Origin of the sequence: Staphylococcus simulans, assembly GCF_003043455.1 — a bacterium.
Classification (GTDB): Bacteria; Bacillota; Bacilli; order Staphylococcales; family Staphylococcaceae; genus Staphylococcus; species Staphylococcus simulans_A.
Window position 1 is genome coordinate 20,667 of the sequence record NZ_PZGG01000024.1, and the last position, 13,889, is coordinate 34,555.

The 13,889-nt window shown below is 36.4% G+C and carries 11 protein-coding genes, 1 other RNA gene and 1 pseudogene; 2 read left to right on the forward strand and 11 right to left on the reverse strand.

Going from position 1 to position 13,889, the window contains the following annotated elements; all coding sequences use genetic code 11:
* Window positions 1–92 precede the first annotated feature (92 nt).
* The gene (mnmA, locus tag BU038_RS05870; RefSeq protein WP_107605241.1) at window positions 93–1,205 is read right to left on the reverse strand and encodes a tRNA 2-thiouridine(34) synthase MnmA; all 1,113 of its coding nucleotides are present in this window, start codon (window positions 1,203–1,205) and stop codon (window positions 93–95) included.
* Between the two features lie 2 nt (window positions 1,206–1,207).
* A complete protein-coding gene (locus BU038_RS05875; protein WP_107605242.1) occupies window positions 1,208–2,350 on the reverse strand; it encodes a cysteine desulfurase family protein in 1,143 nt (380 codons plus the stop codon).
* Between the two features lie 182 nt (window positions 2,351–2,532).
* Between BU038_RS05875 and BU038_RS05880 the strand changes: the two genes are divergently transcribed.
* Window positions 2,533–3,537: an LLM class flavin-dependent oxidoreductase gene (locus BU038_RS05880; RefSeq protein ID WP_107605243.1), complete on the forward strand. Its 1,005-nt coding sequence runs from the start codon at window positions 2,533–2,535 to the stop codon at window positions 3,535–3,537.
* Between the two features lie 97 nt (window positions 3,538–3,634).
* Here the strand turns inward: BU038_RS05880 and BU038_RS05885 are convergent, their stop codons facing one another.
* Together BU038_RS05885 and cymR are read right to left on the reverse strand one after the other, a co-directional pair.
* Entirely contained in the window at window positions 3,635–3,844 is a 210-nt protein-coding gene (locus BU038_RS05885) for a CsbD family protein (RefSeq protein ID WP_107605244.1), read from the reverse strand.
* Window positions 3,845–3,970: 126 nt separating this feature from the next.
* On the reverse strand, window positions 3,971–4,390 hold the full coding sequence (cymR, locus tag BU038_RS05890) for a cysteine metabolism transcriptional regulator CymR (RefSeq protein ID WP_107605245.1): 420 nt from the start codon (window positions 4,388–4,390) through the stop codon (window positions 3,971–3,973).
* A gap of 86 nt (window positions 4,391–4,476) precedes the next feature.
* On the opposite strand from cymR, the gene BU038_RS05895 reads away from it, so the two are divergent.
* The gene (locus tag BU038_RS05895) at window positions 4,477–5,757 is read left to right on the forward strand and encodes a replication-associated recombination protein A (protein ID WP_107605246.1); all 1,281 of its coding nucleotides are present in this window, start codon (window positions 4,477–4,479) and stop codon (window positions 5,755–5,757) included.
* A gap of 50 nt (window positions 5,758–5,807) precedes the next feature.
* On the opposite strand, the pseudogene BU038_RS05900 reads toward BU038_RS05895, so the two are convergent.
* From BU038_RS05900 to BU038_RS05930, 7 genes and pseudogenes are all read right to left on the reverse strand, one after another.
* Window positions 5,808–6,583, reverse strand: a pseudogene (locus tag BU038_RS05900) (tRNA threonylcarbamoyladenosine dehydratase).
* A 133-nt stretch (window positions 6,584–6,716) separates the two neighbouring features.
* Window positions 6,717–6,907, reverse strand: a non-coding RNA gene (ssrS, locus tag BU038_RS05905) — 6S RNA.
* A 72-nt stretch (window positions 6,908–6,979) separates the two neighbouring features.
* The gene (gene aspS / locus BU038_RS05910) at window positions 6,980–8,746 is read right to left on the reverse strand and encodes an aspartate--tRNA ligase (protein ID WP_107605247.1); all 1,767 of its coding nucleotides are present in this window, start codon (window positions 8,744–8,746) and stop codon (window positions 6,980–6,982) included.
* A 15-nt stretch (window positions 8,747–8,761) separates the two neighbouring features.
* On the reverse strand, window positions 8,762–10,036 hold the full coding sequence (gene hisS, locus BU038_RS05915) for a histidine--tRNA ligase (protein ID WP_107605248.1): 1,275 nt from the start codon (window positions 10,034–10,036) through the stop codon (window positions 8,762–8,764).
* Window positions 10,037–10,361: 325 nt separating this feature from the next.
* On the reverse strand, window positions 10,362–11,237 hold the full coding sequence (locus tag BU038_RS05920; RefSeq protein ID WP_107605249.1) for an N-acetylmuramoyl-L-alanine amidase: 876 nt from the start codon (window positions 11,235–11,237) through the stop codon (window positions 10,362–10,364).
* Window positions 11,234–11,686 (reverse strand): D-aminoacyl-tRNA deacylase, encoded by a 453-nt coding sequence (gene dtd, locus BU038_RS05925; RefSeq protein WP_107605250.1) that lies wholly within the window; start codon window positions 11,684–11,686, stop codon window positions 11,234–11,236. The genes BU038_RS05920 and dtd overlap by 4 nt, the downstream gene beginning before the upstream one ends.
* A gap of 15 nt (window positions 11,687–11,701) precedes the next feature.
* Window positions 11,702–13,889, reverse strand: a 2,188-nt coding sequence (locus tag BU038_RS05930) for a RelA/SpoT family protein (RefSeq protein ID WP_199219693.1), incomplete at its 5' end; no start/stop codon positions are given.

The window sequence follows — 13,889 nt, forward strand, 5'->3', positions numbered from 1 at the left end:
TCATTTCTTTCTTATTCAACTCTTTATTTTATCAGAAAAACTTGAAACTATGTAAAAAAGAGACTAGGAAAATCCTAGTCCCTGATTAAAAATCAGACAACATATGTGAGTTGGCCTTCATTTTTATAAACATCATCAATCGTTGCGCCGCCTAAGCAGACTTCACCATCATATAATACAACGGCTTGTCCAGGTGTAATCGCACGTACAGGTTCATCAAAGTCTACACGAATTTGGTCTTCACCGATTTGTGTGACAGTAACACCTGTATCTTTTTGACGGTATCTGAATTTCGCAGTACAGCGATACTCTTGTGATAAATCGATATCATTCACAAGTGAAACGTCAGAAGCTATCAGATAGTCGCTGTACAATGCGTCATGATGGAAACCTTGTTCAACATATAACACATTATCTTCTAGATTTTTACCGACTACAAACCATGGATCTCCATCGCCGCCGATGCCTAAACCATGACGTTGGCCAATTGTATAATACATTAGACCACCATGTGTACCCATTTTTTTACCGTTTAATGTACGCATATCTCCTGATTGCGCTGGTAAATAATTAGATAAGAAATCTTTGAAGTTGCGTTCACCGATAAAGCAGATGCCTGTTGAATCTTTTTTCTTCGCAGTGGCTAAATCTTGTGCTAACGCAATTTCTCTCACTTCTGATTTTTCCATCCCGCCTAGTGGGAACATCACTTTTGAAAGTTGTTCGTGTGTCAGTTGGTTTAAAAAGTACGTTTGGTCTTTATTGTTGTCGACCCCACGTAACATTTCAACTGAACCATCTTCATTACGTCTTACTTGTGCATAGTGACCTGTTGCGACGTAATCCGCACCCAGTTTCATCGCATGGTTTAAAAACGCTTTGAATTTAATTTCTTTATTACACATCACATCAGGGTTTGGTGTACGCCCTTTTTTATATTCATCCAGGAAGTAAGTAAAGACTTTATCCCAGTATTCTTTTTCGAAATTTACCGCATAGTACGGTATACCGATTTGGTTACAAACAGCGATTACATCGTTATAATCTTCTGTCGCAGTACAAACGCCATTTTCATCAGTGTCATCCCAGTTTTTCATGAAAATACCGATGACGTCATAACCTTGTTCTTTTAGAAGATAGGCAGTCACTGAACTGTCTACACCACCAGACATCCCTACGACAACACGAGTATCTTGGTTGCTCATGCTTATTCCTCCTTAAATTTCAAATAAATTTTTTGTATTTCTGCCACGATATATTTAATTTCACGCTCAGTTGTTAATTCGTTGAAACTGAAGCGGATAGATTGTTTTGTTCTTGGATCATTATCACCATACATCGCCGCTAAAACGTGTGATGGTGTAGTTGAACCTGCAGTACATGCAGAGCCTGATGATACAGCAATATTTGCTAAATCAAGCAATGTCAACATCGTTTCTACATCGATGAATGGGAAGTACAAGTTTAAGATATGACCTGTTGTATCTGTCATTGAACCATTCACTTCAAATGGAATACTGCGTTCTTGCAAGTTAACTAAAAATGTTTCTTTTAAATTCATTAAATGAATGTTGTTTTCGTTACGATGTTCTGTTGCTAATTTCAACGCTTCAGCCATACCGGCAATCTGCGGTACATTTTCTGTCCCAGCTCGACGTTTTGTTTCTTGTTCACCGCCAAGTTGCGAAAATTGAATAGGTGTCTTCGGTTTTACTAGTAAAGCACCCACACCTTTAGGTCCACCGAATTTATGAGCTGTAAGGCTCATTGTATCAAATTTAAAATCATCAAATTCAATCGGCAGATGTTCGACTGATTGTACAGCATCAACATGTAAATAAGCATCATGTGCTTTGACAATGTCTTCGATATCATACATCGGCTGTACTGTACCTACTTCGTTATTTACAAACATGATAGAAACAAGAATGGTTTCATCAGTCATCGCCGCTTTCAATTGTTCTAAATCAACAATTCCTTCACGATCTACATCTAGATACGTAACAGTAAAACCTTCACGCTCTAATTGTTCGAATACATGTAAGACAGAATGATGTTCAATTTTTGATGTAATTAAATGTTTTCCTTTATGTTTATTAGCATACGCTAACCCTTTAATCGCTGTATTATTAGATTCAGTCGCACCACTTGTAAAAATCACTTCATTAGGTGTTGCGCTTAGTAATGACGCAATCGTTCTGCGTGATGCATCTAAATATTGTCTGGCATCTCTACCTACACGATGAATGGATGAAGGATTGCCATAATGCTTCGCATACAATTCCATCATCTTATCAATTACTTCTTCTTTTACTGGAGTTGTTGCTGCATAATCTGCATATACTTCCATTTGTCAGACACTTCCTCACAATTTTATCAATGTTCCAATTCTAGCACCAACACTACAATTTTTCTAGTACTCTGTTCCACAAATATTATAACATGCAAAGCACATGCTTTAAGCAATAAAATTCTTTCTAATATATGTCCTTGTTATAATTAATATATCATTCAAAACGAGGAGGTCTTTATGTGAGTGAAATTAAAGTTTCTGCACTCAACTTAGTACCTGTTAAATCAGGTGAAGATGAAAAGCAAGCCATCGACAACATGGTGGACTTAGCGCAACATCTAGAGGGATTAGGATATGAACGATATTGGATTGCAGAACATCATAACGCACCGAACTTAGTAAGTTCTGCAACTGCGTTATTGATTCAACACACACTAGAGCATACAAAACAAATCCGTGTCGGTTCAGGTGGTATTATGTTGCCGAACCACGCACCGTTAGTAGTAGCTGAACAATTCGGTACATTAGAAACAATGTTTAACAACCGTGTAGATTTAGGTTTAGGACGTGCGCCGGGCACTGATATGATGACAGCGAGCGCATTACGCCGCGATCAACATAATGGAGTTTACGCATTCCCTGAAGAAGTAGCACAACTTCAAAAATACTTCGGACCAGAAAATCAGCAAGGTTACGTACGTGCTTACCCTGCTGTTAATAAAAACGTACCGTTATATATCTTAGGTTCTTCTACTGACTCTGCACATTTAGCTGCAAGAATGGGCTTACCTTATGTATTTGCTGGTCATTTCGCACCGCAACAAATGAGAGAAGCTATGTCTATTTATAAAGAATTATTTGAACCGTCTGATGTATTGGATAAACCTTATATGATTGTATGCTTAAATGCGATTGTTGCTGAAACAGATGAAGAAGCTGAAAAATTAGCAACGACTCTAGCACAAGTCACTGTCAGCATTACACGCGGTAGAATGGAACCGTTGCAACCGCCAATTGATAATTTAGCAGATGTATTGACTCCTGCAGAATTACAAATGGCTAGAGGCCGTTTAGGTGTTTCATTAATCGGTTCAGAAGAAACGGTTAAACAACAAGTTGAAAAATTCAAAGATATTTATGGTGAATTTGATGAGTTAATGGCAGTCAGCTATATTTATGACCAAGATAAACAAAAAGAATCATTTGAACGCTTGCAACGTGTGATGCAACAAGTGAACAAGTAATTGCATTTGAATTGATATATTATTTTGATTCAAACAAAAATAACGGGCAGAACCCTTTAAGTGATTCTGCCCGTTAATTCTGTTTATTAAATGATAATTATTTATTATCTTTACTGAATTTATCTTTTAATTTACCTGCTGCATCTTTTGCTTTATCTGCAGCATCGTTGATTTTTTCATCAACTTTACCTGAAGCTTTATCTGCTTTACCTTCATTTTCTAATTTCTTATTATCAGTAGCATTGCCTACTGTTTCTTTAACGTTACCTTTTGCTTGTTCTAATTTGTCTTCGCCTTTGTTTGCCATAATCGATTCCTCCAATTATTTCAAATCTAGTTATGTTATATAATTACCACTTGTGAAATTCTATAAACATCAAAGGCTAAAGAATTAAAATGCAGCTCAACCCATAAAGTTGAACTGCATTAATTATTAAATATAGAACATGTAATTATCACGTTTATCTGAATCATTAAATTCTGCTAAATACTTTAACGTCGTGCCATCCAACACTTCTCTGACTGCATCTCTCATGCGTAACCATAGTTCTTGTTGTGCTGGCGGTTCTGAATCTATACTTTCAACGAATGAAATCGGACCTTCAAGCAGGCGAATAATGTCTCCGGCTTTAATTTCATCAGCTGGGACACGGAGTTGGTATCCACCTTTAGCACCGCGCACACTTCGAATCAATCCGGCATTTCTTAAAGGTCCTACTAATTGTTCTAGGTATAGATCACTTAATTTATTTTCTTCTGCAATAGTTTTTAACGATACGCAACCTTGACCTTCCCTCTTAGCAAGAGAAATCATTAAGGTTAAGCCGTATCTCCCTTTTGTTGAAATTTTCATTTTATTACCTCGCTTAATCCGATTTTATTTTATTCAATTCTAGCATTTTTTACGTTAATATAGTAATAGAAAGGTGTGACTCTATCTTGACTAACGAACCTTTAGCATCTAGAATGCGTCCGCAGAATCTAGATGAAATTATATCTCAGCAACATTTAGTTGGTCCTAAAGGTATCATCAGAAGAATGGTTGAATCTAAACGACTGACTTCAATGATTTTTTATGGACCCCCTGGTATTGGAAAAACCAGTATTGCGAAAGCTATCGCAGGTTCCACACAATTTAAGTTCAGACAATTAAACGCTGTTACAAATACCAAAAAAGACATGCAAATGGTGGTTGAAGAAGCAAAAATGTCTGGTCAAGTTATTTTATTACTTGATGAAATCCACCGTTTAGATAAAGCTAAACAAGATTTCCTATTACCTCACTTGGAGAATGGGAAAATTGTACTCATTGGTGCGACTACTTCTAATCCATATCACGCCATTAATCCAGCCATACGTTCTCGTGCACAGATCTTTGAACTCTATCCGCTAACGGAAAAAGATGTTGCTGTGGCGTTAGAACGTGCTCTGAAGGATGAAAACCGAGGACTCGCCTCTTATCATGCGACAGTAGATGATGGCGCTATGCAATACTTCTCTACACAAAGTCATGGTGATGTGCGTAGTGCTTTAAACGCTTTAGAACTCTCTGTATTAAGCGCTAAACCTGATGAGAATGGCAAGATTCATGTTTCTTTAGAAGATGCCAAAGACTGCATGCAAAAAGGCAGTTTTGTCAGTGATAAAGATGGTGACATGCACTATGATGTCATGAGTGCATTCCAAAAATCAATCCGTGGCAGTGATACCGATGCTGCATTACATTATCTTGCACGACTGATAGAAGCGGGAGATCTCCCTACTATCGCAAGACGGTTGCTTGTTATCAGTTATGAAGACATCGGCTTAGCTTCACCCGGTGCAGGACAACGTACATTAGCTGCGATTGAATCTGCAGAACGTTTAGGGTTCCCTGAAGCACGCATTCCACTGAGCCAAGCAGTTATTGAACTTTGCTTATCTCCTAAATCAAATTCAGGTATTAAAGCTATTGACGCTGCTTTATCGGATATTAGAAAAGGTCATGTCGGTCAAGTTCCTAATCATCTTAAAGATGGTCACTATAAAGGTGCCAAAGAATTAGGCCACGCGATTGGTTATCAGTATCCGCATAATTCCGAAAATGGCTTTATTCCACAACAATATCTGCCAGATAAACTCAAAAACAGACAGTACTACCATCCTAAAACTACATCAAAAACTGAACAGCAGTTTAAACAAATCTATGACAATATCACTAAGCAACAAAACAAACGTTGATGAAGGTTGATACTAGAATCGTAGCTTTCTACGATTCTATATCAGCTTTTTTATTTTTGATTTTTATCTTTAATTCTAGTGACAGGAATATCTTTTAACACATCGTTAATGACATAACTTGCACAAATTAAGCCGACTACACTTGGCACAAAAGCATTTGAAGATGGTGGAATTTGACCTTTACGCGTTGCCGCATTCTTATCACCGACTGTTTCTTTGACATCTTCTCTAATCACAATTGGGCTTTCATCTGAAAAGACAACAGGAATCCTTTTTTAATGCCTTCTTTTTTCAATTTTTGTCTGATAATTTTAGCAATAGGATCTGTATTCGTTTTAGAAATATCAGCGATTTGGAATCGTGTTGGGTCTGTTTTATTTGCGGCCCCCATACTAGAAATAATTTTTATGCCGCGTTTCAAACACTCTTTCATCAGATGTACTTTATAAATAATTGTGTCACTTGCATCAATAATATAATCAATATCATAATCATTAAACAGTTGTTCATACGTTTCTTCTGTATAGAACATATGTGAAGAAGTTACTTTACAATCTGGATTGATTAATTTGATGCGTTCTTCCATCAACGTCACTTTACTTTGACCAATTGTCGTAGTCAATGCATGTAATTGACGGTTTACATTTGTAATATCCACATCATCTTTATCAATTAAAATAATATGGCCGATGTTAGTACGCGCTAATGCTTCTGCCGCAAAAGAACCAACGCCCCCAACGCCTAGTACCGCAACAGTTTGTTGCTTTAATAAATCTAATCCCTCTTTACCATATGCCAACTCATTACGTGAAAATTGATGTTTCATCAAATCTATACTCCTTTTGTCTAACTTTACTACCATATATCATTATAACAAATTTAGATAATATTATTTCTTAAAAAATGCTAAAATTTGAAATGAAAATAAAAAAATACGCAGGACCAAAGTCCTGCGTACGATAGAATCCGTTGTACCGTAGTTATTAGAGCTTGATCATTTTGGCCTGCTAATTACAGGTGGGTGCCCTGTTTCTTGTTTTGCAAGTCCTCCTTAAGAGGCGTGTGCGCTGCAAGAAAACCTATTGGGCTCCCTGATCAAAGAGTGTTAGGTCAAAATACATACAGCAAACTACGAGTATTTCAGACGACTATCTTATACTTAGATATTACCACATAAAACTTTAAATGCAAATATAAACACTCTCAAAGTGTAATTTTTCTTTTAGTGACGGATACGTAATGCTAATTCCTCTAATTGTTTATTAGAAACTTCGCTTGGTGCTTGTGTCATTAATGATACAGCTGAAGCAGTTTTAGGGAATGCGATTGTATCACGTAAGTTTGTGCGGCCAGTTAATAGCATCACGAAGCGGTCTAAACCTAAAGCGATACCGCCATGTGGTGGTGCACCATATTTGAATGCGTCAAGCAAGAAGCCGAATTGATCTTGCGCTTCTTCTTTTGTGAAACCTAAAACTTCAAACATTTTTTCTTGAATATCACCGTTGTGAATTCTGATTGAACCGCCGCCTAATTCGTAACCGTTTAATACGATATCATACGCTTTAGCTTGTGCGTTTTCTGGTTCAGAATCTAATTTATCTAAATCTTCATCTTTAGGTGATGTAAATGGATGGTGTGCTGCTACATAGCGTTTTTCATCTTCATCATATTCAAGTAATGGCCAATCTGTCACCCATAAGAAGTTTAATTTATCTTCATCAATTAAGCCTAGCTCATGACCTAATTTCACACGTAATGCACCTAAACTTTGAGCTACAACGCTAGGTTTATCAGCTACAAACAATACTAAGTCTCCTGCTTCTGCATCTGTTAAAGATTTTAATGTTTCAACATTCTCCTCTTCAAAGAATCTTGCGATTGGTCCACTTAAGCCGTCTTCAACTACTTTGACCCAAGCTAAACCTTTTGCGCCATAGATATTTACAAACTCAGTTAATTTATCAATATCTTTACGTGTATATTTATCTGAAGCACCTTTAGCAACTAATGCTTTTACTTCTCCGCCTTTTTCAACTGTATCTTTAAAGACTTTGAAGTCCATTGTTTCGCCTAATTTTGAAACATCTAGTAATTCCATGTCAAAGCGTGTATCTGGTTTATCTGAACCATAACGTGACATAGCTTCTGCGTAAGTCATACGTGGGAATTGTTCAGTTAATTCAACAGCTTTTACGTCTTTTACAACGCTTTTCAACATGTCTTCACCAAGTTCCATTACATCTTCTTGATCTACGAAACTCATCTCAATATCGACTTGCGTGAATTCAGGTTGTCTATCTGCACGTAAATCTTCGTCACGGAAACATTTTACGATTTGGTAATATTTATCGAAACCACTGATCATCAATAATTGTTTAAATAATTGTGGTGATTGCGGTAACGCATAGAATTTACCTTCGTGCACACGAGAAGGTACTAAATAGTCACGTGCACCTTCTGGTGTAGATTTAGTTAAGAAAGGTGTTTCGATATCTAAGAAGCCTTCTTTATCTAAATACTCGTGAATTGCACGTGTAATGTGGTGACGCATTTTAATCGTTTGCGCAAGTTCTTGTCTTCTTAAATCTAAATAACGATATTTTAAACGAATGTTTTCATCAACTTGTTGTGAATCATCATTAATTGAAAACGGTGGTGTTTGTGCTTTATTAATGATATTGATTTTATCAACTTGCACTTCAACATTACCTGTTTTGATTTTAGGGTTAACTGTTTCAGGATCACGTTTTGTTACTGTACCTTCAACTTCAATCACATATTCAGAACGGATAGATTCCGCAACTTCTAATGCTTCTTTAGAAAAGTCTGGATTGAAGACAATTTGTACATAACCTTCACGGTCACGTAAATCAACAAAGATTAATCCACCTAAGTCACGACGGTTATGCACCCATCCTTTTAAAGTGACGTGTTGTCCTAAAAGGCCTTCTGTTACAAGACCGCAATACGTTGTTCTTTTACTCATAATTACTCTCTCCTCTTATTTCACTTTCTTATCTTCAAAATATGAAACTAAATCTGCAAGTTGAATCGCTTCTGATTCTCCGCTCTCCATATGTTTGATATTAATATTACCATCTTCAAGTTCTTGGTCGCCGATCACAATCGTATATTCAGCCCCTACACGGTTTGCTTGTTTCATTTGACCTTTAATTTTGCGTTTCAAGTAATCCTTATCTGCTTTGATACCGTGATGACGTAAATCGTTTAATAATTTTACTGCATAACGATCAGCTTTTTCACCCATTGTCACGATAAATAAATCTAAGTGATCTTCGTCTTCGATTTCGATTCCTTCTTCTTCTAACGCGAGCAATAAACGTTCGATACTCAATGCAAAACCGATACCTGTTTGTTTCGGTCCATCTAACAATTCTAATAAACCGTTGTATCGTCCACCACCACATAAAGTAGTAATTGCGCCATCGTAATCTGGACTGTCAATCATTAACTCAAATGCAGTATGTGTATAATAATCTAAACCACGAACTAAATTCGGATCTTCCACATAAGGAATACCTAATTCATCTAAATAACTTTTAACTTGTTCATAGTAAGTTTTTGATTCTTCATTTAAGTACTCTGTAATACGAGGTGCAGTTTTAACCGCTTCTTTATCTCTATCTACTTTACAATCCAAAATACGCATTGGATTTGTATACAGACGAGATTGGCAATCACTACAGAACGTATCAATCACAGGTTCAAAATGCTTGATTAAGGCTTCGTTATACTCTTTACGAGAATCGAAGTCACCTACACTGTTAATGACTAATTTTAAATGCTTTAAACCGAAGGATTCATAGATATGCATAACCATTGCTAAAATCTCTGCATCAATACTTGGGTCTTCAGCTCCAATTGCTTCAACACCGAATTGATTGAATTGACGATAGCGTCCTTTTTGCTTACGTTCATATCTGAACATCGGACCATTATAGTAAAGTTTAATCGGTTGGTTTGGATCACCTTGCATTTTATTTTCAATGTATGAACGAACAACCGCCGCTGTACCTTCAGGTCTTAAGGTAATACTGCGATCACCTTTATCTTTGAATGTGTACATTTCTTTTTGTACCACGTCTGTTGAATCACCGACACCTCTTGCGAACAAATCAGTGCTTTCAAAAATAGGTGTACGAATTTCTTTATAGTTATAAAGTTCCATTAATTCATCTAATTTTGTTTCAATATATCTCCATTTTCTGCTTTGAGCAGGCAGAATATCTTGTGTACCACGTGGGATTTTAATCATATCGTCACTTCCTTTTAGAAATAAAAAAGCCCCTTGTATGATATCACTATCACACAAGGGACGAATTTTCCGTGTTGCCACCCTAATTGAACTGTATAAAACAGTTCCACTTTAAACATTTAACGTATGTTGTACGGAAGATAAACAGTAACTATTTATCTTCACCTCTTCTTGTGTTCAATAATGACAAAATTACTCTGAATAATCTTTCAGCCTAGGATTATTTCTCTTATATCATTTCGTAATGTCTATTCAAGAATCGTAACGGTTTTAATTATTTTATTCAGATACTATCATAACGATTTTAAGCATTGAATGCAACTATTTAAGCCGAAAAATACATACGCAAGCCATCAACAATCGACTGTTCTAATATTTGACGATGTAATTTATCTCGTATCATCATCTCATCTGTCGGGTTACTAATATACCCTAGTTCGATTAAAACAGCAGGTATTTTAGATTGACGCAATACTTGATAATTTTCTTGTCTGGCACCTTTAGGTGATAACAACCCTTTTTTCTGTATACTCATGCTTAACACTTGCGCTAAGTCTTCTTGTTTGTCTTTGAACCAATATACAGTAGCACCATTTGCATCAGGAGATTGTAGTGCATCATTATGTAAGCTGATAAACGCATCGCCTTTTAAATTTCTATCTTTCAATTTGACGTATTCATCTTTATCACGCGTCATTTTAACGGTTGCGCCTTCTTGTTCAAGCTTCTTTTTCAGTTCTAACCCAGTTTTTAAAGTATATACTTTTTCTAAAGATTTATACTTAGTTGCACTGGCAGCACCCTGGTCACCACCGCCATGACCAGGATCCAGTACAATCACTTTGCCTTTTAACGGTTTAGCATTCGGATCATTATCTGGCGGAATATCTAAATCCGTATGCCATCCAGCTACCCATCCTTTTTCCTTGCCGTTGCTTGTCTCTACATAAACCCATTTACCTTTTCGGTCAAGTTGATGGAATGTTTCACCCTTTTCAGCAGGAAAAATTTCAGGATAAACGGCGTTTGGGCCCGTTCTTAATTCCGCATCCTCTTTCATTGTCACACTGTCATCATGCTTATATTGATGATTAGAGACTAAAATAATCGTAAATACGATAATGATAATTAAGAGCGCGGCAATCAACACGGGAATCGGTTTAAGTCTACGCTTTTTAAACCACCGTTCTATTCGGTTCATATCACTTTGCCGTCCTGACTTTCATAGATAATAGTAACAGGGCCGTCATTTGCGATATCAACTAGCATGTCTGTACCGAATTCACCCGTTTTAACTTCTAAATCATATGTGCGTAACGCATCATTCAACGCTTCATATAAGCGATTTGCTTCATCAGGAGATTTAGAATTAGAAAATCCAGGTCTGTTTCCTTTTTTGACGTCAGCATATAGCGTGAATTGAGAAATAGATAAAATCTCACCACCGATTTGCTGAACGTTCAAATTCATTTTCCCCTCTTCATCTTCGAAAATTCTTGCATTTGCTATCTTTTTTGCAACTGCTTGAACATCTGCTTCAGTCGAATCTTTACCGACACCAACTAATAAACACAATCCTTTTCCAATCTGATTATTTAGTGTGTCATTTGTTACAGATGCTTGTTTAACACGTTGTACTACTACTCTCATTTATATACACCTCAGTTAATTCCAAACTCTTGTTACTGTATAGACATCGCCTAGTTGTTTAATACGTTCAACGACTTTAAATACTTCGTTAACGTTTTTAACCATTACACTTAAATTAATAATAGCATTTTTCTCAACGTCAGATTTACCTGATACTTTGACTAAATTACTGTCGGTCGCATTGACTGCTTGCAATACTTCATTAAGTAAACCATTTCGGTCATACGCAGTGACTTCTAAATCAACTTGATAACGTTGTGTAGAATCTTTAGATTTAACCCATTCTACATTAATCAAACGTTCTTTTTCGTTGCGGATATTCGGACAATCTGTACGGTGTACTTTAATACCATGACCTTTTGTAATATAGCCGACAATCTCATCACCAGGAATCGGATTACAACATTTAGATAATTTAATTAACACGTTTTCAATACCTTCGACATAAACGCCACTATCAGTTGTAATGTTATCTTTGATAGGTACTGATTTTGTGACTTCTTGGGCTTCATTTAAGGCACGTTGTTTATCCAAAATACGTTGTTTTTCAGTTAATTTATTAACGATTTGTGAGGAAGTTACACCTCCAAAACCGACTGCCGCAAATAAGTCATCTTCATTTGAGAAGTTATATTTTTGGTTTACGATATCAATATTAGCTTCAGTCAATACTTCATCGACTTTAAAACCTTGTTCTTTAATTTCTGCTTCTACCATAAACTTACCTTTTTCAATGTTTGAAGAACGGTCTTGTTTTTTGAAGAAGCTTTTAATCTTACTTTTTGCACTAGAAGAACGAACAATTTTCAACCAATCTCTGCTTGGTCCATAGGAGTGTTTACTTGTACGTATTTCTACAATATCTCCTGTTTGAAGCACATAATCAATCGGTTCGATTTTGCCGTTGACTTTGGCCCCAATCATTTTGTTGCCGACTTCACTATGCACCGCATACGCAAAATCAATCGGAACCGCACCATAAGGTAACTCAATCACATCACTTTGTGGTGTGAAAGCATATACTTTATCACTTTGTAAATCGAACTTCAATGATTCCATAAATTCTTGTGCATCATTCGCTGTTTTATCCGCTTCTGCCAAATCTTTCAACCATGATAATTTCTTTGCATAGCTTGAATTATCATCTGTAACCCTCTTGCCTTCTTTATACGCCCAATGCGCAGCAACCCCGTGTTCCGCAATTTCATGCATTTCATGCGTTCTAATTTGAATTTCTAAAGGATCACCATTAGGTCCTACAACGGTAGTATGCAAGGATTGGTACATATTTTGTTTTGGCATCGCAATATAATCTTTAAATCTGCCTGGCATCGGTTTCCATAATGTATGTACTAAACCTAATACGGCATAACAATCTTTAATAGAATCCACAATAATACGTACTGCTAATAAATCAAAGATTTGATCAAATTGTTTCTTTTGTTTCATCATTTTGCGATAAATGCTGTAGATATGTTTAGGACGACCATTGATTTCGCCTTTAATATGCATTTTATTCATTTCAGCACGTATGTTGTCTATCGCATTTGCAATATAAGCTTCGCGCTCACTACGTTTTTTCTTCATCAAATTGACGATACGGAAATACTGTACTCCGTCAATATAGCGTAAAGCAATATCTTCAAGTTCCCATTTGATCGTATTAATCCCTAAGCGATGCGCAAGCGGCGCATAAATTTCTAATGTTTCTTTAGAAATTCTGATTTGTTTTTCTCTAGGCATCGCTTTTAAAGTACGCATATTATGTAGTCTATCTGCTAATTTAACTAAAATTACACGTACATCTTTCGCAATCGCGATAAATAATTTTCTATGGTTCTCTGCTTGTTGTTCTTCTTTTGAGCGATATTTTACTTTCTTTAATTTCGTAACCCCTTCAACAATCATGGCTACTTCATCGTTAAACATCGCTTTTACGTCATCAAATGTGTAAGGAGTATCCTCAATTACATCATGTAAGAAGCCTGCAACAATCGTCGGTCCGTCAAGATGCATTTCTGTTAAAATACCAGCTACTTGAATTGGATGCATAATATAAGGCAAACCGTTCTTTCTGAATTGGCCTTGATGCGCTTCATATGCGATATGATAGCTTTTCAAGACGTGTTCATACTCCTCTTTGGATAAATACGATTTTGCTTTATATAAAACTTCATCTGCGCTGTATGGATATTCATTATTC